This window comes from Marinobacter salinisoli, assembly GCF_017301335.1.
In the GTDB taxonomy this organism is placed as follows: Bacteria; Pseudomonadota; Gammaproteobacteria; order Pseudomonadales; family Oleiphilaceae; genus Marinobacter; species Marinobacter salinisoli.
This window is the reverse complement of sequence record NZ_CP071247.1, coordinates 2,850,780-2,874,783: the sequence shown is the minus strand read 5'-3', so window position 1 is coordinate 2,874,783 and position 24,004 is coordinate 2,850,780. Positions and strand designations below refer to the sequence as shown.

24 protein-coding genes and 1 tRNA gene are annotated in these 24,004 nt (G+C 57.1%); 23 read left to right on the top strand and 2 right to left on the bottom strand.

The window, feature by feature from the left end:
* The first annotated feature begins 232 nt into the window (after positions 1 to 232).
* Genes LPB19_RS13085 through queF form a run of 3 tightly spaced genes read left to right on the top strand, consistent with a single transcriptional unit; the run spans position 233 to position 2,777 of the window.
* The gene (locus tag LPB19_RS13085; RefSeq protein WP_206643340.1) at positions 233 to 1,174 is read left to right on the top strand and encodes an ABC transporter ATP-binding protein; all 942 of its coding nucleotides are present in this window, start codon (positions 233 to 235) and stop codon (positions 1,172 to 1,174) included.
* Entirely contained in the window at positions 1,171 to 1,944 is a 774-nt protein-coding gene (locus LPB19_RS13080) for an ABC transporter permease (protein ID WP_206643339.1), read from the top strand. The genes LPB19_RS13085 and LPB19_RS13080 overlap by 4 nt, the downstream gene beginning before the upstream one ends.
* Before the next feature lie 14 nt (positions 1,945 to 1,958).
* The gene (gene queF, locus LPB19_RS13075; protein WP_206643338.1) at positions 1,959 to 2,777 is read left to right on the top strand and encodes an NADPH-dependent 7-cyano-7-deazaguanine reductase QueF; all 819 of its coding nucleotides are present in this window, start codon (positions 1,959 to 1,961) and stop codon (positions 2,775 to 2,777) included.
* A gap of 22 nt (positions 2,778 to 2,799) precedes the next feature.
* On the opposite strand, the gene LPB19_RS13070 is transcribed toward queF, so the two are convergent.
* Together LPB19_RS13070 and LPB19_RS13065 are read right to left on the bottom strand one after the other, a co-directional pair.
* Complete coding sequence (locus tag LPB19_RS13070; protein WP_206643337.1) at positions 2,800 to 4,236, bottom strand: adenylate/guanylate cyclase domain-containing protein; 1,437 nt, start codon at positions 4,234 to 4,236, stop codon at positions 2,800 to 2,802.
* 1 nt (position 4,237) lies between these two features.
* Positions 4,238 to 4,549 carry an Mpo1-like protein gene (locus tag LPB19_RS13065; protein ID WP_206643336.1) on the bottom strand — a complete coding sequence of 104 codons (312 nt, stop codon included), beginning with the start codon at positions 4,547 to 4,549 and terminating at the stop codon, positions 4,238 to 4,240.
* Positions 4,550 to 4,700: 151 nt separating this feature from the next.
* On the opposite strand from LPB19_RS13065, the gene LPB19_RS13060 reads away from it, so the two are divergent.
* From LPB19_RS13060 to secF, 20 genes are all read left to right on the top strand, one after another.
* Entirely contained in the window at positions 4,701 to 5,255 is a 555-nt protein-coding gene (locus tag LPB19_RS13060; RefSeq protein ID WP_206643335.1) for a nitroreductase family protein, read from the top strand.
* Between the two features lie 246 nt (positions 5,256 to 5,501).
* A complete protein-coding gene (flgB, locus tag LPB19_RS13055; RefSeq protein ID WP_206643334.1) occupies positions 5,502 to 5,900 on the top strand; it encodes a flagellar basal body rod protein FlgB in 399 nt (132 codons plus the stop codon).
* Between the two features lie 34 nt (positions 5,901 to 5,934).
* Positions 5,935 to 6,381: a flagellar basal body rod protein FlgC gene (gene flgC / locus LPB19_RS13050; RefSeq protein ID WP_206643333.1), complete on the top strand. Its 447-nt coding sequence runs from the start codon at positions 5,935 to 5,937 to the stop codon at positions 6,379 to 6,381.
* A 19-nt stretch (positions 6,382 to 6,400) separates the two neighbouring features.
* Complete coding sequence (locus LPB19_RS13045) at positions 6,401 to 7,078, top strand: flagellar hook assembly protein FlgD (RefSeq protein ID WP_206643332.1); 678 nt, start codon at positions 6,401 to 6,403, stop codon at positions 7,076 to 7,078.
* A gap of 27 nt (positions 7,079 to 7,105) precedes the next feature.
* Entirely contained in the window at positions 7,106 to 8,989 is a 1,884-nt protein-coding gene (locus tag LPB19_RS13040) for a flagellar hook protein FlgE (RefSeq protein ID WP_206643331.1), read from the top strand.
* Between the two features lie 74 nt (positions 8,990 to 9,063).
* Positions 9,064 to 9,816 (top strand): flagellar basal body rod protein FlgF, encoded by a 753-nt coding sequence (locus LPB19_RS13035; RefSeq protein WP_206643330.1) that lies wholly within the window; start codon positions 9,064 to 9,066, stop codon positions 9,814 to 9,816.
* Between the two features lie 80 nt (positions 9,817 to 9,896).
* The gene (gene flgG / locus LPB19_RS13030) at positions 9,897 to 10,685 is read left to right on the top strand and encodes a flagellar basal-body rod protein FlgG (RefSeq protein ID WP_206643329.1); all 789 of its coding nucleotides are present in this window, start codon (positions 9,897 to 9,899) and stop codon (positions 10,683 to 10,685) included.
* Between the two features lie 57 nt (positions 10,686 to 10,742).
* A complete protein-coding gene (gene flgH, locus LPB19_RS13025; RefSeq protein ID WP_407943964.1) occupies positions 10,743 to 11,390 on the top strand; it encodes a flagellar basal body L-ring protein FlgH in 648 nt (215 codons plus the stop codon).
* Positions 11,387 to 12,484 (top strand): flagellar basal body P-ring protein FlgI, encoded by a 1,098-nt coding sequence (locus tag LPB19_RS13020; protein ID WP_206643327.1) that lies wholly within the window; start codon positions 11,387 to 11,389, stop codon positions 12,482 to 12,484. Before flgH ends, LPB19_RS13020 begins: the two co-directional genes overlap by 4 nt.
* Before the next feature lie 7 nt (positions 12,485 to 12,491).
* The gene (gene flgJ / locus LPB19_RS13015; RefSeq protein WP_206643326.1) at positions 12,492 to 13,484 is read left to right on the top strand and encodes a flagellar assembly peptidoglycan hydrolase FlgJ; all 993 of its coding nucleotides are present in this window, start codon (positions 12,492 to 12,494) and stop codon (positions 13,482 to 13,484) included.
* Positions 13,484 to 15,532, top strand: a complete 2,049-nt coding sequence (gene flgK, locus LPB19_RS13010) for a flagellar hook-associated protein FlgK (RefSeq protein WP_206643325.1) — start codon at positions 13,484 to 13,486, stop codon at positions 15,530 to 15,532. The genes flgJ and flgK overlap by 1 nt, the downstream gene beginning before the upstream one ends.
* A gap of 41 nt (positions 15,533 to 15,573) precedes the next feature.
* A complete protein-coding gene (flgL, locus tag LPB19_RS13005; protein WP_206643324.1) occupies positions 15,574 to 16,800 on the top strand; it encodes a flagellar hook-associated protein FlgL in 1,227 nt (408 codons plus the stop codon).
* 82 nt (positions 16,801 to 16,882) lie between these two features.
* Positions 16,883 to 16,969: transfer RNA gene (locus tag LPB19_RS13000), tRNA-Leu, on the top strand.
* 288 nt (positions 16,970 to 17,257) lie between these two features.
* Positions 17,258 to 17,818, top strand: coding sequence for a hypothetical protein (locus LPB19_RS12995; RefSeq protein WP_206643323.1), 561 nt, complete (start codon positions 17,258 to 17,260; stop codon positions 17,816 to 17,818).
* The gene (locus LPB19_RS12990) at positions 17,818 to 18,360 is read left to right on the top strand and encodes a hypothetical protein (protein WP_206643322.1); all 543 of its coding nucleotides are present in this window, start codon (positions 17,818 to 17,820) and stop codon (positions 18,358 to 18,360) included. Before LPB19_RS12995 ends, LPB19_RS12990 begins: the two co-directional genes overlap by 1 nt.
* A gap of 87 nt (positions 18,361 to 18,447) precedes the next feature.
* The gene (queA, locus tag LPB19_RS12985; protein WP_206643321.1) at positions 18,448 to 19,533 is read left to right on the top strand and encodes a tRNA preQ1(34) S-adenosylmethionine ribosyltransferase-isomerase QueA; all 1,086 of its coding nucleotides are present in this window, start codon (positions 18,448 to 18,450) and stop codon (positions 19,531 to 19,533) included.
* 32 nt (positions 19,534 to 19,565) lie between these two features.
* Complete coding sequence (gene tgt, locus LPB19_RS12980; protein WP_206645793.1) at positions 19,566 to 20,687, top strand: tRNA guanosine(34) transglycosylase Tgt; 1,122 nt, start codon at positions 19,566 to 19,568, stop codon at positions 20,685 to 20,687.
* A 32-nt stretch (positions 20,688 to 20,719) separates the two neighbouring features.
* Complete coding sequence (gene yajC, locus LPB19_RS12975) at positions 20,720 to 21,082, top strand: preprotein translocase subunit YajC (RefSeq protein WP_206643320.1); 363 nt, start codon at positions 20,720 to 20,722, stop codon at positions 21,080 to 21,082.
* Positions 21,083 to 21,158: 76 nt separating this feature from the next.
* A complete protein-coding gene (gene secD, locus LPB19_RS12970) occupies positions 21,159 to 23,033 on the top strand; it encodes a protein translocase subunit SecD (RefSeq protein ID WP_206643319.1) in 1,875 nt (624 codons plus the stop codon).
* Entirely contained in the window at positions 23,026 to 23,979 is a 954-nt protein-coding gene (gene secF, locus LPB19_RS12965) for a protein translocase subunit SecF (RefSeq protein WP_206643318.1), read from the top strand. The genes secD and secF overlap by 8 nt, the downstream gene beginning before the upstream one ends.
* Positions 23,980 to 24,004 lie beyond the last annotated feature (25 nt).

Below are 24,004 nucleotides of genomic sequence, written 5' to 3'. Positions count from 1 at the left end.
GTCAGCTGGCAATAGCGTAGGCCAGACTGTTCGTTTGTAATTTGTTGTAACGGGATTATAAAGGCGGGAGTATCTTTATATCGGGAAATCTGTCTCAGTTCTGACCTTCACACGGTGGCCCTTTTGATCCCCATAGCCTTGAATTTCCGAGGCTTGCCACAATCATTGGGACTCTGAATTCAAAACGCGCCGGAGATGTAAAGTGCCCGGCCCAGGACTCTCAGGACCACCTATGACCCACGCATTGGATATTCGCGGGCTTACCAAAACCTACGGAGATGGCTTTCAGGCCCTGAAAGGGATTGATCTTTCGGTGGCCGAAGGGGATTTTTTTGCATTGCTTGGCCCCAACGGCGCCGGAAAATCCACGACCCTCGGCATCGTGTCGTCACTGGTTAACAAGACGGCCGGTACGGTCAGTGTGTTTGGTTGTGACCTCGATACGAAGTTGTCCGAGGCGAAGATGAATCTCGGGGTTGTGCCCCAGGAGTTCAATTTCAATCAGTTTGAGAAGGTCTTCGACATCGTCACCACACAAGCCGGGTATTACGGCATTCCTCTTCGGCAGGCGTCCGTATCTGCAGAAAAGTATCTCAAGAAACTGGGTTTGTGGGATAAGCGTAATACGCCGGCCCGGATGCTATCCGGCGGAATGAAGCGCCGGCTGATGATTGCCAGGGCGTTGGTGCATGAGCCGCGTCTGCTCATCCTTGATGAACCCACGGCTGGTGTGGATATCGAGCTGCGCCGCTCAATGTGGGGCTTTCTTGAGGAGATGAATCGTCAGGGAACCACCATCATTCTGACGACGCATTACCTGGAGGAAGCCGAGGCTTTGTGCCGAAATATCGCAATCATCGACCAGGGCCGGATTTTGAAAAACACCAGTAAACGGGACTTGCTGCAGGAGTTAAGCCTCGAAACCTTTGTGCTGGATACCGATGCTCCGCTGGAGTCTGCGCCCGAACTGGATGGCTTCCTCTGTCGGCTCGATGGTGAGGGAGCTCTGGAAGTAGATGTGGAAAAGGGGCAGGGCCTGAACCCGGTGTTTGTGCAACTGGATCGGCTCGGCATCAAAGTGATCAGCATGAGGACCAAAGCGAACCGACTGGAGGAGCTGTTTATTCGTATGGTCGAAGAAAACGCCCAAGCGGGCTCGGAGGGTGTGGCATGAAAACCAGCGCCATGTTTACCGCCTACTCCACCATCGTGACCCGGGAGGTGCGCCGGTTTACCCGAATCTGGGCGCAGACGCTTTTACCTCCGGTGGTGACCATGACCCTCTATTTCATCATTTTCGGCAACCTGATCGGGTCCCGGATTGGGGAAATGGGAGGCTTCGATTACATGGCCTTCATTGTGCCGGGTCTGATCATGATGGCTGTGATCACCAACTCCTACGCAAACGTCGTCTCGTCTTTCTTTTCCATGAAGTTTCAGCGCAGCATCGAGGAGCTGCTGGTATCGCCGGTGCCTAACTGGGTGATACTCGCAGGATACGTGAGCGGTGGCATGGCCCGGGGGCTCAGCATTGGCCTTCTGGTGACCATCCTGTCTCTTGCGTTCACTGATCTGTCGATTCACAGCTTGCCCATGATGATGGTCATCGTGTTCCTGACCTCCGCGCTTTTCTCACTGGGGGGATTTATCAATGCGATGTTGGCCACCAAATTCGACGATATTTCCATTGTGCCAACCTTCGTCCTGACTCCTTTGACCTATCTGGGCGGCGTGTTTTACAGCATCGATCTGTTACCGGAGTTCTGGCAGGGTGTTTCCTTGCTCAATCCCATCCTTTATATGGTTAACGGTTTCCGTTACGGCATTCTGGGAGTATCAGACGTAAATCCGTATGTCTCGCTCGGCATGATTGTGGTATTCATCGCCGCCCTCGCTTTTGTTGCGTTGAGAATGCTTGCCCGAGGCAAGGGCATCCGACACTGATTTCAGGAAATTTTATGGCATTACATGATGCACCCCTGGGAAAGGCCAGTGAATACCCGGAACGCTACGATCCGGGCCTGTTATTTCCGGTTGCGCGGGATGAAAACCGTCGCCGCATCGGTTTGAGTGATGGTCGCTGGCCCTGGTTTGGCGAGGATGTCTGGCAGGCCTGGGAATTGTCCTGGCTTCGCCCCAACGGTGTTCCGCAGGTGGCTTGGGCAGAAATTCATTTCCCGGCAGCGTCGCCGGCGATTATTGAGTCCAAATCGCTGAAGCTCTACCTTAACTCGTTCAATCAGAGCGTTTTTTCTTCAGCTCAGCAAGTGGAAGATACGATTGTCCGCGACCTGTCCAGCGCCTGCGGTGCAGCCGTGCATGTGACGATGAACAGTGTGGATAGTTCGGCCGAGGCGGTCGGCCGGCCCGATGGATACGAGCTCATTGACGATGAGCCGGTAACTGAGATCGGTTACGAGTACCGTCCGGATGCGCTCACTGCGGGCGGGCCGGAAGTCACCGAGCGGCTGTGCTCTCATCTTTTGAAAAGCAATTGCCCGGTGACAGGGCAGCCCGACTGGGCGACCGTACTGATCAGTTACACCGGGCCGAAAATAGACCGGTCCGGATTGCTGGAGTACATCGTCGGATTCCGGCAAAAACAGGACTTCCATGAGCACTGTGTCGAAACCCTGTTTACCGATTTGATGGCGCGGTGCCAGCCAGCCAGGTTGACCGTTTGTGCTCGCTACACCCGCAGGGGGGGGCTTGATATCAATCCCTGGCGCAGTACCGAGCCAGAGCAGGGGGCAGGGCCTCGTCTGATTCGCCAGTGATGGGCAAGGCGGGGCCCAAGCCTCAGGTTGCGTCCTCTTCATGGCGAAGCCGGTCTGCGGCGTCTTCGAGGGCCGCCAGTATGGTCCGGCGTTCTTTCTCGGTAATCTTCTCCGAATCCAGGTACATGGCGAAACCGCTGTGCTCATGTTCAAGGAAGCTTCGGTTCGGCCCCATGTCCCGGCGAAAATCGACGACCTCATAGATGGGGACGGGTTTGGCGAAACCTTTTACGGTAATCTCGCCCTTGTCCCGGCACATGATCCGGTCCTTGATCAGGGAGAAAGTCTCGTAGGAGACAAGGATTTCTCCCGGTTCAGCCAGAGACTCAAGGCGGCTCGCCAGGTTCACTTCCTTGCCGATAATGGTGTAATCCATGCGGTTCTCTGCACCGAAGTTACCCACGGTGGTGTAACCGGTACTGATACCCATGCGGATTTCCAACGGGGTTTTGATACCCTGGCTGCGCCATTTCTGGCGCATGATCTTCATGTGCTTGCGCATCTCGATGGCCATGGAGACGCATGCCATGGCGTCTTCTCGTTGCCCCCGGCTGGTGGGGTCGCCAAAGAACACCATGATGGAGTCGCCCACGAATTTGTCGATGGTGCCGCCATATTTGAGGGCCACTTCGGACATTTCATTGAAGTAGTGATTGAGCAGTTCGGTCAGCGCCTCGGGCTCCATCTCTTCGGACAGCTCCGTGAAGCCCTTGATGTCGGAAAAGAACACGACCAGTTTTTTGCGCTGGGTTTCGAGGCGAACATCCCGTTCCCCGGTAAAGATGGACTGCCAGACCTGAGGAGACAGGTACTTGGACAACTTATGGGACAGGGCGATGGACTGCTCTCGCTGATTCTGGATCTGGGTTTTGGCCAGCATCAGGGCCTGGGCCTGCTGATGAGAGTAGTAGGCAGTGACGCAGATGTAGATGCCCGTTGCCAATATTGAAACGATGCTGGTTAACAGCGGGGCATGAAAGTTCTCCGCCGGGCCACCGGCAACCGCCAGGGTTGCTGCCGTGGTTGCGACAAGAAAGCCGGTGCCCAGCATCCACTGGCGAATGCCCCCGACGATCAGGCAACTGAACATAAGCATCAGTGCGACGGACGCCGATGGAATGGCAACGAGGCCAATGCAGCCAACAAAGGCACCGCCCACCACGCAGTCAAAAATCAGCATCTTCTGCCGAATGCGCGGCGACTTCCGTAAAAACGTGCGACGGGTAAGCAGGTAGGCCAGGTGCGGCCAGACGAAGGCGGCAACCACCAGCCACAGCTGCCATTGGTGAAAGGCATTTTGCAGCACGCCTGTAACGATCATGGCTGCCGCAGCTGTGTAGGCCAAGGCCCGGCCGTTGTAATCCGGCATCGGCGGAATCGCGACCGTATGATGGTCGGAGCCCATGGGTTTGCTGGGGGCGCTGGTCGTGGCCCGTAATTCTGCCGGAGTACTGAGCATGTTAGAAACGAATCCTGCCAACCAGCATATCCTTGAACATTACCCAGTCTCCCATCAGGCTATAAAAGGGATGCTTGAAGGTTGCAGGGCGGTTTTTCTCGAACTTGAAGTGCCCAACCCAGGCAAAGCCATAGCCAATTAACGGTAAGCTGAGCAACCAGATAAACTTGCCAGTTACCAGCGCCCAGGCACCAACGATCAGAACCAGCAAGCTACCGACAAAGTGCAGCCTCCGGCAGGTGACATCGCTGTGCTCTTCCAGATAGTACGGATAGAATTCTGCAAAATTGCGGAAACTCTGAGCGTCACTCATGGGGCTATGTCCGGGCTGCTTATATTTTTTTTGGATTGATTTTCTATTGTTTAAAGATTATCAGCATTACAAGTAACTCACAATTTACGCAATCGGCATTCATGTGTTGTCGTGTTGTTGAATTTGATCCTTTAGTAACCGGCGAGACGATATGACTTCAGTAAGTGAATTTCTTCTTAACCGATCTTCCGAACCGAGGCTGCAGGCGCCGGCCCCGGACCAGCAGGTTTTGGACCGAGCATTCGCCTGTGCTGCCAGGGCTCCGGATCATGCACTGTTGCGTCCCTGGCGTTACCTGGTGATAGAGGGTGATGGGTTGGGCGCGCTTGGTGAGTTGTTTGCCTCATCGTGCGGCGATCCTGACGATGCCGCGAAACTGGCGAAGCTTCGCAAGGCGCCGGGGCGCGCGCCGATGGTGATTGTCGGCATTGCCTCGCCGAAGGTTCATCCGAAGGTTCCGGAAATCGAGCAGGTGATGTCAGCGGCGACCGGTATGAGTTTCCTGGCCCTGGCGCTGCAGGAGGCCGGATTTGGGGTGATGTGGCGAACCGGAGATGTGGCCTATAACCCGGAGGTTGCCGGGGGCCTGGGTCTGGCCTCCGAAGAGAAGATTATCGGCTTCCTCTACACCGGTACTGTTGTCGCTGAGAAGCCCAGGGTGCCCCGGCCGGAGGTTGATGAATTCGTTAGCCGGTGGCCGGGCTAGAGTTGGTCCGCTGACTTGCCGCCGGCGCTGATGATTCGGCTGTGGCGGCAAGGGCACCAGTTTGCCGTTTTTCCAATCCATTTCCTCTTTCAGAGTTGATCTGCTCCGCGCCCTATCCCTGTCAAAGCCCCGGAATTAGTGAGCTCTCGCTCTTTTGGAAGTTTTGGCATTCTGATTGCTTGAGTCTAAGCAAAGCGCATCACCGGCAAGGCTTGTCGGCATGCGGATGCAGATTCAGGAGGCTTTATGGCAATTTCCTTTGACAAGGCGCTCGGTATTCACGAGCAGGCGTTGCAAACCCGGGTAAAGCGGGCTGAAGTGCTGGCAAACAACCTTGCGAATGCCGACACGCCGGGCTTCAAGGCCAGAGATGTCGATTTCAAGGCAATGATGCAGCGGGCGCAGGAATCGACCAGTGGCTTTGCGATGAATCGCACCGACGACCGGCACATGGACACTTCCCTGAGTGCTTCGGATAGCAGCCTGATGTATCGCAACCCGCAACAGCCCTCGATCGATGGCAACACCGTGGATGCCCAGGCAGAGCAAAGCCGGTTCATGCGCAACGCCATGGATTTCCAGGCGAGTTTCCAGTTTCTGAACAGCAAGTTCAGCGGCCTTACCAAGGCTCTGAAAGGCGAATGAGCCGCAGCGACGCGAATGATTAAGGAGAGCAAACATGTCATTGGGTAGCATTTTCGACATCGCCGGTTCTGGCATGACCGCCCAGTCCCTGCGGCTGAACACCACGGCTTCGAATATTGCCAATGCCGAAACGGCCAGCTCAAGCACTGAAACCACCTATCGGGCCAGAAAACCGGTATTTTCTGCCGTTCATCAGGCCATGCTGAACCCAAATGGAGCGGGGTTTGGGGTTTTGAACCCGGAGCAGGGAGCCGGGGTACGGGTCGAAGGCATTGTTGAAAGTCAGGAAGATCTGCAGATGCGTTATGAGCCGAATCATCCGGCGGCAAACGAAGATGGATATGTGTTCTATCCAAATGTGAATGTGGTTGACGAAATGGCGGACATGATGTCGTCGTCCCGCAGCTTTCAGATGAATGTGGACGTCATGAATGCCGCCAAGTCCATGATGCAGCGAATTCTGACCCTGGGTCAGCAGTGAGTCGGCGAGGACCAACAAAATGAGCGTAGGTAATGTAGGTAACGCATCGGATGTCCTGAGCCAGTACCAGCTGCAGCGGCGTGATGACGCAGGCGGAAACAGTGAGCTGGGGCGCAACGAGTTCATGGAACTGATGCTCGCGCAGCTGAAGAACCAGAATCCGCTGGAGCCGCAGGATAACGGTGAGTTTATTTCTCAGCTGGCACAGTTCAGCTCCCTTGAGGAAATGCAGAAACTCTCGGGCCGGGTTGATGATGTGGTCGGCCAGTTCCGTTCCACCCAGGCGCTGCAGGCCTCTGCGATGGTGGGCAAATCAGTGCTCGCGCCCTCGGGTGTGGGTGTGCTGGGGGCGGAAGGTGAGGTCAGTGGCACCATTCAGGTGCCGGCTTCCACGGGAGGCCTGCGCCTGTCTGTTCAGAGCCAGAGTGGGGAGCTTGTCCGGCAGATGGATCTGGGCAGCGCGCCGGCCGGCGTAACGTCCTTTAGCTGGGATGGCCAGGATGGTAACGGCAACCCATTGCCGCCCGGACCCTACCGGATCGTGGCTGAGGCTTCCTACCCGGAAGGTACCCTTCAGCTCGGCACTATGGTCAGCGCCAATGTCGACAGCGTCTCGCTGGGGCGTAACGGCTCGGTGACTTTGAATCTGGCTGGCATGGGCTCCATTGCCCTCTCTGAAGTACAACAAATCAACTAATAACCGGTGTCAGAAAAGAGGTGAATTATGGCTTTTAACACGGGGCTCAGCGGCCTTCGGGCGGCATCGGTCGATCTTGATGTCACTGGCAACAACATCGCAAACGCCAGTACCGTCGGTTTTAAAAGCAGCGACGTGCAGTTCGGCGACCTCTACGCCAGTGGCTTCCTGAGTGCCGGCAGCAACGCCATTGGTGGTGGTGTGCGGGTGCAGGACGTGGCGCAATCCTTCGGTCAAGGCAACATCAGTTTCACTGACAATGGTCTGGATATGGCCATCAGTGGTGATGGTTTTTTCGTGCTCAATAATGGTGGCGAAATCCGTTATTCCCGTGCCGGTCAGTTCGGTATCGACAAGAATGGCTACGTCACCAACAACCAGAACATGCGTGTGCAGGGTTACGTTGCCGATGACGACGGCAATCTGTCCGGGGTTCGTGGCGATCTGCAGGTTCAGACCGACAACCTGGCACCGCGTCGTACCACGAATTTGCAGTCCGATCTGAATCTGGATTCCCGTGAATCTGTGCTTGAGAACCGGGTAAGGGATATCGGCCCGTTGAGCGTGACCGGTTTGCAGGGCGAAACTTTCACGGTCCAGTACTCTGACGGCACACCGGCTGACTCGGTGGCGATTGACCCGGCGGCCTCCGCCCGTGACGCGGTTTCGGCGTTGAATGCTGTTAACGGGCTGAGTGCATCGGCGACCACAACTGCTGAGCTCAACGGGTTGACTGATGCCTACATCAGTGGCGGCTCATTCTCTTTCAGCCTGAATATCAACGGTAGCCCGCTGACCCTGGATACCAGTGGTGTGTCGTCGCTGCAGGATCTGGCAGGCGCTATCAACGATTCCAGCGAAACGGCCATTTCGGCATCCGTCGTGGATGACGGTGCCGGTAACGATGTGCTGCGGATTATTCACAATCAGGGCGAGACGCTGGATTACTCCTACAGTGATGGCGCCACAAATGTAGGTCCGGTTCAGGTTGTCGGTGATGTGAACGTGACCGCGGACCGGATTGTCGCCGGGATCGACGACCCGGCGGATGGCAATTTCGAGACCGCTTTCAATGCTTCGCCGATCCGGATCACCAATGCGTTCAATCCTCTGGATCAGCGCACCTACAACCATGCCACGTCGACCACCATCTACGACAGCCTGGGTAATCCCCACGAACTGACCCAGTTCTTTGTGAAAGAGCCGGCACCAGGCAACGGTGTGGGTGTCAGCGAATGGTCTATCTACCTTCAGGTTGACGGTGAAATGGTGGCAGGCACCGACCAGACACCCTATACGGCTCGGTTCGACCAGGATGGCAATCTGCAGTCCATTGATGGCGATCCGGAAGGGGAAATCGTGGTTTCCGACTGGATTCCCAAGGATGAAAGTGGCCAGCCGAACGGCGCCGATGGTCCGCCGCTGGCCGGCGCCCAGGTTGTAACGCCGATTCCCGAGCCGCCGACGAGCTCCGCGTTCGTGATCGACCTGGGCGACACGACCCAGTACGGCGCCGTCTTCGGTGTTAATGATCAGCGCCAGAATGGTTACACCACCGGCCGACTGTCCGGTCTCGATGTCTCGAATGAAGGTGTGTTGTTCGCCCGCTATACCAACGGGCAGTCCAAGGCGCTGGGCCAGGTGGCTTTGGCATCGTTCAATAACACCAATGGCTTGTCGCCGGTTGGCGAAACCTCGTGGGTGGAAACCTTTGAATCCGGGCAGCCGGTCATTGGCGCGCCGAACACCGGCACCCTTGGCTCGATTACCGCCAGTTCGGTCGAAGAGTCCAACGTGGATCTATCGGCGGAACTTGTGAATCTGATCATTGCCCAGCGTAACTATCAGGCCAATGCCAAGACCATTGAAACCTCTGATGCGGTGACGCAGACCATCATCAACCTTCGTTAAAAACTAGCCCCTCAATCTGGCACAACTCCTGCAGGAAGACTGTAAACAGTCAAAATTCCGGCAGGAGTTTGCCCATGGATAAAGCCCTCTACATCGGCATGTCTGGCGCCAAGCAGAATATGTTTGCCCAGCGTGCTCATGCCAACAACCTGGCGAACGTCAACACCGCCGGATTCAAGAAAGACTTTGCCCAGGCCCGAAGCATGCCGGTTTTCGGGGAGCATCACCCGACCCGGGCATACGCCATGACCGAAAATCCCGGTACCGATTTATCCGCCGGCCCGCTGATGGCAACCGGCCGGAAAATGGACGTGGCACTGGATGGGAATGGTTGGCTGGCTATTCAGAACGATCTTGGCCAAGAAGTCTTTACCCGCACTGGCAGCTTGCAGGTTGATGTGAACGGTCTGGTGCGCATGCCGGGTGGTGAGTTGGTGTTGGGCAACGGCGGCCCGGTGGCGTTGCCGCCGTTTGATAACGTTCAGATCGGGGCGGACGGAACCATCTCTGTGGTTCCTGTCGGAGGAGCGCCAGGCGAGTTAATCGAGGTTGACCGCCTGAAGCTGGTGAACCCGCCGGCCGAGGCCCTGGAAAAAGGTCCGGACGGTTTTATGCGTCGCAAACCGGATCAGGCGATTGGTGGCGCAGAGCCGGTGGACGGCACGCTGCGGGTAGCAACCGGGTTTCTGGAAAGCTCCAACGTCAATGCGGTGGAAGAAATGATTGCCAACCTGCAGCTGTCGCGACAGTACGAGATGCAGGTGAAGGTGATGACCACGGCCAATGAAAATTCCGAAGCCACGGCACGACTGTTGCAGAACCTCTAATAACGACTGAATCAATGGCTTGAAGGGCGGAAAGCGGCAAAACATCGCCGCAGGATTCCGCCCCGGCGAGGAGAGTATCCATGCATCCAGCACTTTGGGTTAGCAAAACCGGGTTGAGCGCGCAGGACACCAACATGTCCACCATTTCAAACAACCTGGCCAACGTGAACACGACCGGGTTCAAGCGTGATCGCGCTGTGTTTCAGGACCTGCTCTACCAGATCAATCGTCAGCCCGGTGGCATGAGCAGCCAGAACTCCGAACTGCCTTCCGGCCTCCAGCTGGGCACTGGCGTGCGGGTTGTGGGCACCGCCAAGCAGTTTTCCCAGGGCAACCTGCAAGTCACCGAACAGCCACTGGATATGGCGGTGAATGGTCGCGGCTTTTTCCAGATTCAGATGCCCGATGGTCAGGTGGCGTACACCCGTGACGGCCAGTTCCAGTTGAATGCCAACGGTGACGTTGTGAATCCGGATGGTTACGCCCTGGAGCCGGCCATCAACGTACCGGAAAACGCCACCAGTGTGACCATCGGCAAGGACGGCACCGTGACGGCAATTACCGACGACCAGGCGGCGCCGGTGAACCTCGGTCAGGTTACGCTGGTGGACTTCGTCAATCCTCAGGGCTTGCAGGCGATCGGCAACAACCTGTTCAAGGCGACCAACGCCAGTGGTGATCCGGCTGCCGGAGAACCGGGGCTGGCCGGCCTCGGCACCGTGGAGCAGGGTTCCATCGAGTCCTCGAACGTTGAGGTGGTGGAAGAGTTGGTGAATATGATTACCACCCAGCGGGCCTATGAAATGAACTCGAAGGTGGTTTCCACCACCGATCAGATGCTGCAGTTCATCACTCAGAATATTGGTTAAGCCATGAAACGCATCATTCGAACCACGAAACCGGCGCACCGGCCCTCACTGGGACTGATGGGGGCTTTGATACTGCTGCAGGGGTGTACCGCGATGGACCGGCCGCGCCCGGTGCCGGATGACCCCCACTATGCGCCGGTTCGTGCTCAGGCAATGATGCAACAGGAACCCAACTCCGGCTCCATTTACCAGGCGTCCCGTAACTACAATTTCTACGGAGATACCACTGCGCTGAACGTCGGTGATGTACTCACGGTGAAGCTGGAGGAGTCCACGCGCGCCAGCAAGAACGCCGAAACCAGCATCAGCAAGGAAAGCGATATGACCTTGCCAGAGCCCACCCTGTTCGGCAAAAACAATCTGGGCATTAATTCCGCTTTCCGCCAGGACCGGGATTTTGAGGGTTCTGCCGAGGCAGACCAGAGCAACAGCCTGGCGGGTGATATCACCGTCACGGTCACGGAAGTGCTGCCCAATGGTGTGCTGCGCATCCGGGGCGAAAAGTGGTTGACCCTGACCAATGGCTCGGAGTTCATCCGTCTGACCGGACTGGTCCGGCCCCAGGACATCCAGCCGGACAACAGTGTGGTCTCGAATCGGATCGCCGATGCCCGCATCGCCTATGGCGGTACCGGAGACTTCGATCAGGCCAACCAGATGGGCTGGGTCGGGCGCTTCTTTAACAGTGAATGGTGGCCGCTATGAGCATGAAACGCGTATTGGCAATGGTGGTCATGCTGGCGGTGTGCGCCCAGCCAGTACTGGCGGATCGCCTGAAGGATCTGGCCCGGATTAAAGGCGTGCGTAACAACCAGTTGGTCGGTTATGGCCTGGTGGTCGGCCTGGATGGCACTGGCGATAAAGCGCCATTCACCAATCAGACGTTCCGGAACATGATGAATCAGTTCGGGGTTACCCTGCCAGAAGGCGTGAACCCGAATCTGAAGAACGTCGCGGCGGTCACCGTGAGCGCAACCTTGCCGCCGTTCGCCAAGCCAGGGCAGGAGATGGATATCACCGTCTCGTCCATCGGCAATGCCAGCAGCCTTCGTGGTGGCACGTTGCTGATGACTCCGCTGAAAGGTGCCGATGGCAATATCTACGCCATTGCGCAGGGAAGCCTGGTGGTGGGTGGTTTTGGTGCCCAGGGGCAGGATGGTTCCAAGATAACGGTAAACGTTCCCAGCGTTGGCCGGATTCCCAATGGCGCCACCATTGAGCGGGAAGTCGTGTCGCCGTTTACCGAGGGCGACACCATCACGTTCAACCTGCTCCGGTCGGATTTCACCACGGCCCGTCGCGTCGTAGAGGCAATTAACGGCCACCTTGGCCCCGATATGGCGTATGCCCATGACGCAACCTCCATTTCAGTGCGTGCACCCCGGGACCCGTCCCAGCGTGTGAGCTTCTTGTCCATTCTCGAAAATATAAACGTTGACCCGGCTCAGGAAGCGGCGAAAGTAGTGATTAACAGCCGCACCGGCACCATTGTGGTGGGCCAGAACGTTCAGGTCAGCCCGGCCGCGGTTACCCATGGCAACCTGACAGTGACCATTCAGGAAAACCCGGAAGTGGTGCAGCCGAATCCGTTTGCCCAAGGCGAGACGGCGCTTCAGCAGGATACCCAGATTGCTGTCACCGAAGAGCCGGCGCGCATGTTCAAGTTCGGTCCGGCGGTCACCTTGAACGAGATTGTCCAGGCGGTAAACCAGGTCGGTGCGGCGCCCGGTGATGTGATGGCGGTTCTCGAAGCCCTGAAACAGGCGGGCGCTCTGCGCGCCGAGCTGATTGTCATCTAGGGGCGCGATGAAGGATTATCAGCTGCAGCAGGCCCAGGTATACACCGACTTCAATGGTTTGAACGCCTTGAAGGCCCAGGCTCGCACCGACAAACAGGCCGCGCTTGAGCAAGTTGCCAAGCAGTTTGAAAGTCTGTTCCTGTCCGAAATGCTCAAGTCTATGCGCAAGGCCGGTGCTGTGTTTGCCGAGGGGAATCACCTGAACAGCAGTCAGTCTGAGTTTTACCGGGACATGTTTGACAGCCAGATCAGCCTCAGCATGGCAAAAGGCCATGGCCATGGCACTGGCATTGCTGAAGCGCTTGTGCGCCAGCTCGGCCAGCAGGTTCCGGGAGTTGATGCGCCGGGCGCTGAGCGTCTGAAGCGCAGCCTCGCGGATTACGATCGAAACCTGCCGGCACTGTCGTCCCGGCTGCCGGAGCGGGTGGAGCAGGTGAAGTCGGTCGCCGATACGGTCAACGTCGCGTCGGCTGAGGCCGGCAAGTCCTTGCCGGATCAGTTTGATTCCCCGGAGCAGTTCGTTCACGCGTTGCTGCCGCTGGCCGAGCAGGTTGCCGGCGACAGCGGAATTGATCCGAAGCTGATGGTGGCACAGGCGGCACTGGAAACCGGCTGGGGGCGCTACATGATCAAGGGCGACAACCATCAGCCCAGTCACAACCTGTTTGGCATCAAGGCTGACAGCCGCTGGCAGGGTGAAGCGGTCAGCATCACCACCACCGAGTACCGGGATGGCCTGCCAATGAAAGAGCAGGCGGCGTTCCGTGCATACCCCGACTACGAATCCAGCTTCCGGGATTATGTCGCGTTTCTGGAATCGAACCCCCGCTACCGCGAGGTGCTGGCGGTCGCCGACAAGCCAGAGCTGTTTGCAGAAAAACTGCAGGAAGCGGGCTACGCCACGGACCCGAACTATGGCGACAAGATCCGCCAGATCATGAATCGCGATTCGCTTATGACTCTGTCATTGGGCGCTAGCGATACAGAGGAGAACTTCTGATGGCAGGACTGCTTGGTATTGGTCTGAGCGGCATCTTGAGTCACCAGACAGCCCTGAACACCACTGGCAACAACATCACCAACGCTAATACCGATGGTTACAGCCGCCAGGAGGTGTTGTTCGAAACCCAAGAGGGGCAACGTACCGGTGCTGGCACCATTGGCAGTGGTGTGAATGTGACCAACATCCGTCGGTTGGCGAATGAGTTTTTGGTGCAGCAGGTTCGGGAAGACAGCACGCTCTATGGTGAGCAACAGGCGCTGAACGCGGAGCTGAGCCGGCTGGATAATCTGCTCGGTGGCGAAGCCACCGGGCTTAGTGATGCCCTGAACAATTTCTTTGCGGCGCTTCAGAACGCCGCTGAAGATCCGACCTCCCTGCCGCAGCGCCAGCTGGTTCTCAGCGAAGCGGAGCAGGTGGTTAACCGCTTCCAGTCGCTCCATCAGGAATTCATCCAGCAGCGCGAGTCGATCAAGACCCAGATGCAGCAGGGTGTGAAGGACGCCAACGCGCTGCTGAAAACAATTGCAGAACTGAATCTGGCGATTTCTGAATCGCCGGGGCTTGCTCAGGGCAAGATGCCGAATGAATTGCTGGATCAGCGGGACGAGGCCCTCCGGCAGCTGTCGGAACTGGTCAGCATCAAGGTGTCTGAAGCAGAAGGCAGCCAGGTGAATGTGGCTCTGTCCAACGGTCTGTCCCTGGTCGTGGGCAACAATGCCGCTGCCTTTGGCACCACTGAAAATGCCGAAGACCCGACGCGGCTGTCGTTTACGCTGAGCAATGGCGGGCGCACCCTCAACATTGATGAGCAGATTGTGGGCGGAAAGCTCGGTGGTCTTCGGCGCTTCGACCAGGAAGCCCTGAAGCCGGCGGCTGATGAGCTGGGTCGCATCGCGATTGCGCTGTCTGCCTCTGTTAATCAACAGCACGAAATCGGAATGGACCTTGAAGGCGACCTTGGCGGCCTGTTCTTCCAGGATGTAAACGATCTCACGCTGCAGCGTAGCCGGGTCATTGCCAGCGCCAGCAACCAGCCTCCTCAAACCGGGCGGCTGGCGGTCGAAATTACCGACAGCAGCGTGCTGGCGGCCAGCAGTTATAGCCTGCAGTTCAGCGGCGACGGCCGCAATTTCGAGTTGATCGACCAGATGTCCGGCAAGATCGTTAATCAGGGGCGTCTGCCCGATCCGGTGCAGTCCGAGATTTCCATGCCTGGCTTCAACATTCGTATTGAAGGGGGCGACTTTAATCCCGGTGACAAGTATCTGATTCAGCCGACCCGTAACGCGGCGCAAAACATTGGCATGGTGGTGAATCGCGAGGAGGACCTGGCCTTTGCCAGCCCGATCCGTGCCGCGGCCGGCGACCAGAACATCGGCGGTGGCCAGATCGACCAGGGCACCATGCTCAATGTCCGGAACCCGTTCACCAATTCGGTGCTGCCGGAGTTCGCCCAGCAGGGGCAGCTGTCGCCCCCGCTGGAGGTTCGTTTCCGCGATGATGGCGGTACGCTGGTTTACGACCTGTACGATGCCAGCAGCGGTACGCTGTTGGAGGCCGGTGATGCCTCAGCGGCGCCGCCGGTCAATACCTTTACGTCCGGTGTGTCCAACGCGCTGTTCCCAGAAGACCCGGCCGACCCCGGCTACCGGGGCTTCCAGTTTGAAATCAGCGGGCAGCCTGCACCCGGTGACAGCTTTACCATCGATTTCAATCGCAACGGCGTATCCGACAACCGGAACGTGGAATTCCTGGCTGCGTTGGGGACCGCCAACACCCTGAACAATGGCAGCCAGAGCTTCTCTGAGGGCTATGCCGGGTTGGTCGAGGAAATTGGTGTCCAAACCCGTCAAAGCCAGCTCGACAAGGAAGCGGGAAAAACCCTGCTTGAGCAGTCGACCAATCAGCGGGAATCGGTATCCGGGGTCAATCTGGATGAAGAGGCTGGAAAGCTTATTCAGTATCAGGCCGCGTACAACGCCTCGGCACAGGTTATGTCGGTGGCACAGGATCTATTTAATACGTTGCTGCAGAGTTTCCGATAGGGACTGGTAGCGGTGATGATGACAGCGTGAGGTGATGTGACATGATTCGGATTTCATCACAGCAAATTTTTACCGGCGGGATCAATCGCCTGCAGGAATTGAACGGTAACCTGAACAACACCCAGCAACAAATTTCCACCGGCAAGCGGGTGAACACACCCTCCGATGATCCGGTGGCCGCGGCCCGGATACTCAAGCTGGATCAGGAGTTGGCGCGCACGGAAACCTACCAGCGCAACGTGGATCTGGCGGACAACCGCCTTAGTCAGGAAGAAAGCGCCCTTGAAAGTGCCGTTGATATCATTCAGCGGGTGAGGGAACTGACGGTTCAGGCGGGCAACGGGTCGTTGTCGCAGAATGATTTGCGCTCGATCTCATCGGAGCTGAAAGAGCGGCTTGATCAGCTGGCTCAGGTGGCCAATACCAGAGATGCGTCCGGTGAATACATCTTCAGCGGTTTCCAGGGCTCGACGCAGGCGTTTGTTCAGGACGCCACCGGGGCCTGGCAGTATCAGGGCGATGAGGGCCAGCGTAGGCTGGAAGTAGATGACGGCGTGACGGTTGCCATCTCTGACCATGGCAAGGGCATTTTCGTGTCGGTTCCCAAAGCAATCACTGGAGTGGCTGCGCCCGGGAACTCGGCAAACGCCTACGTTTCCGGCGTGGCGTTAACGGATAAAGCTGCCCTGCAAAACGCTTTTGCTGGCGCGGTACCCAACGACATCCGCCTGACCGTGAATGCTGCGGGCGAAGTGATTGCGGAGAATCCTGGCACGGTGCCCGCCACAGTGCTCCCAACCAGTCCGGCACCTGCCCTTGTGGGCGAGGAGTTCGAGGTCGCGGGTATCAAAGCTACGGTTAATGATGCGGCGGCCGGTGATGAGTTCACACTTGCCATCAGTGATAAACAATCCGTGTTCAAGACCATCGAAACCCTAATCGCCGGCTTGGAAGGCGCAGACAAAACCTCGGGGCAAGGGCAGGCTCAGTTCGATACCCTGATTTCTGACTCGCTGCAAAACCTGGATTACGCGCAGGAAGAGATCGTGCTCACACAGACCGAGCTCGGGGGTCGAATGAATGCGGTGCAATCCACCCGGGCCTTCCTGGAAGATTCGTCGGTCTACACCAACCAGATTCGTTCCCAGTTACAGGACGTGGATTATGCTGAGGCAATCAGCAATCTGAGCTTCCAGAGCTTTGTCCTGCAGGCGGCCCAGCAGTCGTTTGCGCAGGTGTCCCGGCTCTCGCTCTTCGATCGACTCTAAGCAGCGAGGCCGGTAGGAAATTTCCTCCGCCGGTCAGTTGCTTTCAGCCGTAGGCTCAGTATAATCGCCCACACTTTCCCATGGCGGCGTGGTGAAATTGGTAGACACGACGGATTCAAAATCCGTTGGGGTAAAACCCGTGGCGGTTCGAGTCCGCCCGCCGCTACCATCTCTTTTTCCTCTTCCTTTGGTTACCGCTTGTCGAACCCACCGTTATCCGAAAACGGCTGTTCGATCGCTTTGCTGTGCGCGTTTGGCGCTGATGTCCTTCGGTTGTGCGCTTTTCAGGGTGTAACGCCTTTACCTGCGTTGCGCCAGGGTCGAATTGATCTATCTTAAATTGGTGTTAGCCAAGGGATTTGTCAGCAAACGTCTGAGAGGGAACATCATGTGGAAAGTCGCCGGCCTTTTAGTTTCGCTGTTACTTGTGGGGTGTGGAGGGTCATCGAGTACCCGGGTGGACAGGATTGAAGCGGCACCGACGGTCGACAAGAATTACGAGAAGGTGCTGGTGTTTGTGGTCAGTGCCAAGCAAAACGTCAGGGACGTGGTTGAAACCAAGATTGTCACGAAAATGAACGAGAGCGAATTTCAGTCCGCTCGCTTCGGAATGGCGAATTCCGATGTCCCCTGGGAAGACGAGGAAGAGCTTGGCGCCCTGGTTGCAGAGAACGCCTCAGCGGGACAATATGACGGCGTCCTGGTGATTTCGTTGATGAGTAAGGACCGCGACGCTCGCTACGTTCCCGAGCAGGTCGTCTATCAGCCCATCACCACATCGGTTGGCCCCCTGGCATCGACGACCTACATGGATACCACGGTTGTCCCGAAATCCTATGAGGAAACCACCAATTACGTTCTGAAATCCACCCTGTTTGACACTGAAACCACCAATCCGGTCTGGCAGATGTACTCGACCACAGTCGACCCTGACTCCCTGGGCAAGGCGGCCGAGGATTTCGGTGAGGCGGTGGTAAAGGCCCTGCGCAAAACACTTCCGCAGCCGGGGAAGGAATAATGAGCCAGATGAGCTTTGGCAAGGGCGCCGTTTGTGTGCTCGTGCTGTCCCTGGCCGGCTGCGCTAGCGACCGCAACCTCAAAGTTGGCACCGCCGATCCCTGTCAGAGCCTTCAGGGCATCATTGCCGATTACGACAGGGGGTTCGCCAGCCTGCGGGGAAAGCGGAATGACTTTGCCTCACTGACGGTATTCAGCGTCAGGGAGGAACTGATCAAGGGCCACTGTGAAATCTGGCTGTGGAATGATGGCGACAGTGCCTATGTCTGTTCCGCCAATACGCCTGATGGCGAGATCGCGGCCCATCGTTACCGGACCAGTCTCGAGTTCGTCCAGCAGTGCCTGGGCGAAAGCTGGGAGGAGAAAGCCGTGCAACGTGAGCGGGATGGCCGCTATCTTGGTGTTGCGACGCAATTTTCATCTGAGGCGCATGCGGGCATGGTGATCTCGGTCCAGAATATCGTTCCTCCGGGCTCCTACCGGTCACTGCGAAGCAATTACCTGTACATTGGCACGGAAGAGCGCACTCCGAAACCGGATTAAACGTTCTTGCGCTTTAGGCTCGGGGCATTCCATGGTAAATTCCGCACCACTTTCTTAATCGTGTAGTGCCCCAACCACGCCTTCTCTATGAACGTTTCTGACTTTTATTTTGATTTACCTGACGAACTGATCGCTCGCTACCCACTCAGTGAGCGATCGGCTTCACGACTTTTGTGCCTGGATGGTATGTCCGGCCAAACGGTTCACCGTCAATTCTCCGATATTACCGCGCTGCTCCAGCCGGGCGATCTTCTGGTGTTCAACGATACCCGGGTCATTCCCGCACGCCTGTTCGGCACCAAAGAAACCGGTGGTAAGGTAGAGATTCTGGTGGAACGGGTGCTGGGCGAGCATGAGCTGCTTGCGCACGTGCGGGCATCAAAATCGCCGAAAGCCGGGCAGGTAATCGTCCTGGAAGACGGCTCCCGCATTCGGATGACCAGCCGCCAGGATGCCTTGTTTCATCTTACCTGCGAAGCCAGCGAACCGGTTCTGGACGTGCTTGAGCGCATCGGGCACATGCCGTTGCCGCCTTATGTCGACAGGCCGGACGAGGCTACCGATCGGGAACGCTACCAGACCGTCTATGCCAGAGAGCCCGGTGCCGTGGCAGCGCCCACCGCTGGCCTTCATTTCGATGAGGCATTGCTGGATGAAGTGCGCGCCATGGGGGTGGAAACGGCATTCGTGACCCTGCATGTCGGGGCTGGCACGTTTCAGCCGGTCCGAGTGGACCGGGTAGAAGATCACGTTATGCACAGCGAAGTCGTACATGTGCCGCAGGCCGCAGTCGAGGCGGTTGAGCGTGCCAGACGGCGCGGCGGGCGGGTTATAGCGGTAGGTACGACATCGGTCCGGTCACTGGAATCTGCCAGCCGGGGAGGGCGTCTGCGAACCTTCCGGGGTGAAACCGATATCTTTATCAGTCCGGGCTACCGGTTCGAAACCGTGGATGCATTGATCACTAACTTCCATTTGCCGGAATCTACCCTGATCATGCTGGTCAGTGCGTTCGCCGGCTATGAAAATGTAATGGAAGCTTACCGGGAAGCTGTCGCCGAGAAATATCGTTTCTTCAGCTATGGCGACGCCATGTTCATCAGCTGTCAGGAGCCCAGCCGTGGAATGCTGCTCGGCCCGGCGGATGCCACTGACAGCACTCTTTCAGATTGATTCGGGGAGCCATTTTGAGCACATCCTGCTTTATGTCTTTTGAAAAGCTCGGGGAGGACGGTCGGGCCCGTCGGGGTCGCTTGACCTTTCCCCGGGGCACTGTCGAAACGCCGGCGTTCATGCCCGTAGGCACCTACGGCACCGTCAAGGGTATGCTGCCTCGTGATATTCACGAAATCGGTGCCGAGATTATCCTCGGCAACACCTTTCACCTGATGCTTCGCCCGGGAACTGAAGTCATCAAGGCACACGGCGATCTGCACGACTTTACCCAGTGGAGTGGCCCGATCCTGACCGATTCCGGTGGTTTCCAGGTGTTCAGTCTTGGCGAAATGCGCAAGATTACCGAGGAGGGGGTGACCTTCCAGTCACCAGTCGATGGCTCTCCGGTGACCTTGAATCCTGAAATTGCGATTCAGGTGCAGCGCGATCTGGGTTCGGACATTGTCATGATATTTGACGAATGCACGCCGTATCCGGCCACCGAAAAAGAAGCCAAAGAGTCGATGGAGTTGTCCCTGCGCTGGGCGGCCCGAAGCAAGAAAGCCCATGACGGTAATCCTGCCGCGCTGTTCGGGATTGTTCAGGGCGGCATGTATGAGCCGCTCAGGGATCAGTCCCTTAACGGTCTGACTGATATCGGATTCGACGGCTACGCCATCGGTGGTCTTTCTGTTGGTGAGCCCAAAGAAGACATGCTCCGAATTCTGGACCACCTCCCGCCCAAGATGCCTGAAGACAAGCCTCGTTATTTGATGGGGGTAGGGCGTCCGGAAGACATCGTGGAAGCGGTGCGTCGTGGCGTGGATATGTTCGATTGCGTCATGCCGACCCGGAACGCTCGCAACGGTTACCTCTTCACCTCGGAAGGTATCGTCAAGATCCGCAACGCCAAGCACCGTCATGATACCGGCCCGGTGGACCATCGCTGTGACTGCTACACCTGCCAGAATTTTTCGAGAAGCTATCTGCATCATCTGGATAAATGTGGAGAAATGCTGGGCTCGCAGCTGAACACTATCCACAATCTGAGGTTCTACCAGAACCTGATGGCCGGATTGCGTGGAGCCATTGAAGCAGGTACATTGTCCGACTTTGTAGCCGACTTCTACGCCCTGCGCGGCGAACAAGTGCCGCCGCTGGGCTCCGCCTGACGAATCCAGAAAAAAACCAACGGAGAATTTCAATGAAAGTACTGAAAACGCTCATCGCTGGCCTGATGGCCCTGATGCCTGCAATCGCCATGGCACAGGAGCCTGCTCCTCAGGGTATGGGCGCGATGGGCCAGATCATCTTTTTCGCCGGTTTCATCCTGATTTTCTACTTCCTGATCTGGCGCCCGCAGTCCAAGCGCGCGAAGGAGCATAAGGCTCTGATGGCTGGCCTGAACAAGGGCGACGAAGTAGTCACTTCTGGTGGCGTGGCTGGCAAGATCACCAAGGTGACGGATGATTTTATCGTGGTTGAAATTGCCGACAACGTTGAGATCAAGGTTCAGAAAGTGGCTGTAGCCGCTGCCTTGCCGAAAGGTACCCTGAAGGACATCTAAGCCAGGTCCTACCGCAGAACAAGATCAACTGGCAGAAACACCACGGCCGGCCTGCGGGCCGGCTTAAAGGGATCCCATGCTGAACAAGTACCCCCTCTGGAAAAACCTGATAATCCTGATCGCGCTTGTGATCGGGTTTGTCTACGCATTACCCAACCTCTTCCCGGACGATTACGCTGTCCAGATCACCGGCTCGCGCAGCAGCACGGAGGTAGACGCCTCGGTACTGGAGCGTGCGGTGAAGGCGCTGGAATCTGAAGGTATAGAGGTTAAAAGCAGTTCGCTTCAGGATCGGGATGCCCTGATTCGCCTGAACGGTGCCGAAGACCAGTTGCAGGCGCGTCCTGTGGTCCAGTCTGCACTGGGCGGCGACTACCTGGTGGCTCTGAATATGGCCCCGTCAACACCTGACTGGTTGAGAAGCCTGGGTGCGGGCCCGATGAAACTGGGCCTGGACTTGCGCGGTGGTGTTCACTTCCTGCTGGAAGTGGATATGGATACCGCTGTCAACCAGCGCCTCGAGGCGATGTCCGGCGAAATCAAGCGCGAGCTGCGCGAAGAACGTATCCGCTACCGCGGCGGTGATGTAGAAGGTCAGCGCCAGATCGTGCTGAGCTTCCGCGACGAGGAGCAGCGCTCCGAAGCCTTTGACCTGATTCGTGATCGCTACAACCAGTTCCTGATGGATGAGCGCACTGTGGATGGCGAGCGTCAGATTGTGCTGTCGCTTTCTGAGCTTGAGGTGAAATCCATTCAGGAATATGCCCTGGAGCAGAACCTGACCACCATCCGTAACCGGGTCAATGAGCTGGGTGTAGCCGAGCCGCTGGTTCAGCGTCAGGGTTCCGACCGAATCATCGTCGAGTTGCCCGGTGTTCAGGATACGGCGCAGGCCAAGCGGGTTCTGGGTGCCACCGCAAACCTGGAGTTCCGTCTCGAAGCCAGGTCTGACACCAGCGCCAGTGAAGTCGAGGAATTCGGTTTCCGGGATAATCCACGTCGTACCGCTCGCCTCGAGCGCGAGGTGATTACCACCGGTAATAATGTGTCGAATGCCCAGCAGGCGTTCGATGAAAATGGCCAGCCGCAGGTCAACATCACCATGGACTCCATCGGTGGTGATCAGATGCATCGTGCCACTCGCACCGCGGTTGGTCGTCGGATGGCAGTACTTTTCATCGAGTTCCGTACCGAGACTGAAAACCGCATGGTTGACGGCGAGATGACGGCCGTTGATAAGCGCGTGGTAGAGAAGAGTATTATCAGCCTGGCAACCATTCAGTCTGCGCTCGGCAGCAGTTTCCGTATCACTGGCCTGGATTCCATTCCGGAAGCCGCGGAACTGGCGTTGCTGCTCAGGGCCGGTGCGTTGGCGGCGCCAATGTACTTCGTGCAAGAGCGCACGATTGGGCCAAGCCTGGGGCAGAAAAACATTGATGCCGGCGTGATGTCCGTTGCGCTCGGTTTTGGCCTGGTGCTGCTGTACATGCTGGTTTACTACCGCGGCTTTGGCCTGATCGCCAACGTGGCGCTGACGCTGAACCTGATGCTGTTGATGGCGTGTATGTCCATTTTGTCGGCTACGCTGACGCTGCCCGGTATCGCCGGTATCGTGTTGACTGTCGGTATGGCGGTGGATGCAAACGTCCTGATATTTGAGCGCATCCGGGAAGAATTGAAGAGCGGTGCGCCGCCTCAGTCAGCCATTAACGCAGGTTATTCCCGGGCCTTTGTGTCTATCTTCGACGCAAACATCACCACCTTGCTGGTGGCGGTCATTCTGTTCGCTATGGGTTCCGGTCCGGTGAAAGGCTTTGCCGTGACTCTTTGTCTGGGGATTCTGACGTCCATGTTCTCGGGACTGATGGTCAGTCGGGCCATTGTGAACTTCGTGTATGGCGGTCGAAAGGTCGAAAAGTTGTCGATCGGAGGAAAGCTCGCAAATGTCTGATCAAGAGAAAAAGCCATTTGATTTTATGGGGCTTCGGAAGCTTGCTTCCATGCTCTCGATTGGTCTGGTGATTGTCTCCATCGTTTTGCTGGCGGTTCGCGGCCTGAACCTTGGGCTCGATTTCACCGGGGGTACCTCGGTGGAATTCGAATACGAGCAGGCGCCTGTTCTGGAGGATGTTCGGACCACGCTGACTGAGGCAGGATACGAGCAGTTCGTGGTGCAGAACTTTGGTTCCGACACCACGGTACTGGTGCGTCTTGCAGCGGCCGATAACGACAAGCTTGGTCAGGAAGTGGCGGATGCGCTGAAGGCTGATGGCGATCGTCTCGAACTTATCAGTTCCGAGTTTATCGGTTCCCAGGTGGGTGAAGAGTTGCGCGAGGATGGCGGTCTGGGCATGTTGTTGGCGCTGGCGGTCGTGTTGATCTACGTCGGCATGCGCTTCCAGTTCAAATTCGGTATCGCTTCGGTTGTGCCTCTGGCCCACGATGTCATCATCGTGCTGGGCATGTTTGCGCTGTTCCAGTGGACTTTCGACCTGTCGGTGCTGGCGGCGTTGCTGGCGGTTATCGGCTACTCGCTGAATGACACCATCGTTGTGGCGGACCGTATCCGGGAGAATTTCCGGGTAATGCGCGAAGGCGACTCCTGGCACATCATCAACACCTCGATTCATCAGACGATTCGCCGGACCATTAATACCTCCGGTACCACCTTGGTGGTGCTGATCGCGCTGTATCTGTTCGGCGGTGAGGCGATTAATAACTTCTCGCTGGCGCTGATCATCGGTGTGGTTGTGGGTACGTATTCGTCGATTTACGTCGCGGCGAATATGTTGCTGGCACTGAACGTGTCTCGTGAGGACCTTCAGTTGCCTGCCAAAGAGGGTGTCGGTGAAGCTCCGGAAGAAGAGGAGCCGCCCGAGTGGCTCAATCGTATGTGATTGAGCTGTTTCAAGGCGCACAAAA

Bases quoted from the DNA above. Each gene is read 5' to 3' on its own strand.
- flgB (WP_206643334.1), top strand. From the start codon at position 5,502: ATGGCAATTTCCTTTGACAAGGCGCTCGGTATTCACGAGCAGGCGTTG.
- LPB19_RS13085 (WP_206643340.1), top strand. From the start codon at position 233: ATGACCCACGCATTGGATATTCGCGGGCTTACCAAAACCTACGGAGAT.
- tgt (WP_206645793.1), top strand. From the start codon at position 19,566: ATGTCTTTTGAAAAGCTCGGGGAGGACGGTCGGGCCCGTCGGGGTCGC.
- flgK (WP_206643325.1), top strand. From the start codon at position 13,484: ATGGCAGGACTGCTTGGTATTGGTCTGAGCGGCATCTTGAGTCACCAG.
- flgJ (WP_206643326.1), top strand. From the start codon at position 12,492: ATGAAGGATTATCAGCTGCAGCAGGCCCAGGTATACACCGACTTCAAT.
- LPB19_RS12990 (WP_206643322.1), top strand. From the start codon at position 17,818: ATGAGCCAGATGAGCTTTGGCAAGGGCGCCGTTTGTGTGCTCGTGCTG.
- yajC (WP_206643320.1), top strand. From the start codon at position 20,720: ATGAAAGTACTGAAAACGCTCATCGCTGGCCTGATGGCCCTGATGCCT.
- LPB19_RS13080 (WP_206643339.1), top strand. From the start codon at position 1,171: ATGAAAACCAGCGCCATGTTTACCGCCTACTCCACCATCGTGACCCGG.
- LPB19_RS13060 (WP_206643335.1), top strand. From the start codon at position 4,701: ATGACTTCAGTAAGTGAATTTCTTCTTAACCGATCTTCCGAACCGAGG.
- secF (WP_206643318.1), top strand. From the start codon at position 23,026: ATGTCTGATCAAGAGAAAAAGCCATTTGATTTTATGGGGCTTCGGAAG.
- LPB19_RS13045 (WP_206643332.1), top strand. From the start codon at position 6,401: ATGAGCGTAGGTAATGTAGGTAACGCATCGGATGTCCTGAGCCAGTAC.
- secD (WP_206643319.1), top strand. From the start codon at position 21,159: ATGCTGAACAAGTACCCCCTCTGGAAAAACCTGATAATCCTGATCGCG.
- LPB19_RS13065 (WP_206643336.1), bottom strand. From the start codon at position 4,549: ATGAGTGACGCTCAGAGTTTCCGCAATTTTGCAGAATTCTATCCGTAC.
- flgH (WP_407943964.1), top strand. From the start codon at position 10,743: ATGGGGGCTTTGATACTGCTGCAGGGGTGTACCGCGATGGACCGGCCG.
- flgC (WP_206643333.1), top strand. From the start codon at position 5,935: ATGTCATTGGGTAGCATTTTCGACATCGCCGGTTCTGGCATGACCGCC.
- LPB19_RS13040 (WP_206643331.1), top strand. From the start codon at position 7,106: ATGGCTTTTAACACGGGGCTCAGCGGCCTTCGGGCGGCATCGGTCGAT.
- flgG (WP_206643329.1), top strand. From the start codon at position 9,897: ATGCATCCAGCACTTTGGGTTAGCAAAACCGGGTTGAGCGCGCAGGAC.
- LPB19_RS13020 (WP_206643327.1), top strand. From the start codon at position 11,387: ATGAGCATGAAACGCGTATTGGCAATGGTGGTCATGCTGGCGGTGTGC.
- flgL (WP_206643324.1), top strand. From the start codon at position 15,574: ATGATTCGGATTTCATCACAGCAAATTTTTACCGGCGGGATCAATCGC.
- LPB19_RS13070 (WP_206643337.1), bottom strand. From the start codon at position 4,236: ATGCTCAGTACTCCGGCAGAATTACGGGCCACGACCAGCGCCCCCAGC.
- LPB19_RS13035 (WP_206643330.1), top strand. From the start codon at position 9,064: ATGGATAAAGCCCTCTACATCGGCATGTCTGGCGCCAAGCAGAATATG.
- queF (WP_206643338.1), top strand. From the start codon at position 1,959: ATGGCATTACATGATGCACCCCTGGGAAAGGCCAGTGAATACCCGGAA.
- queA (WP_206643321.1), top strand. From the start codon at position 18,448: ATGAACGTTTCTGACTTTTATTTTGATTTACCTGACGAACTGATCGCT.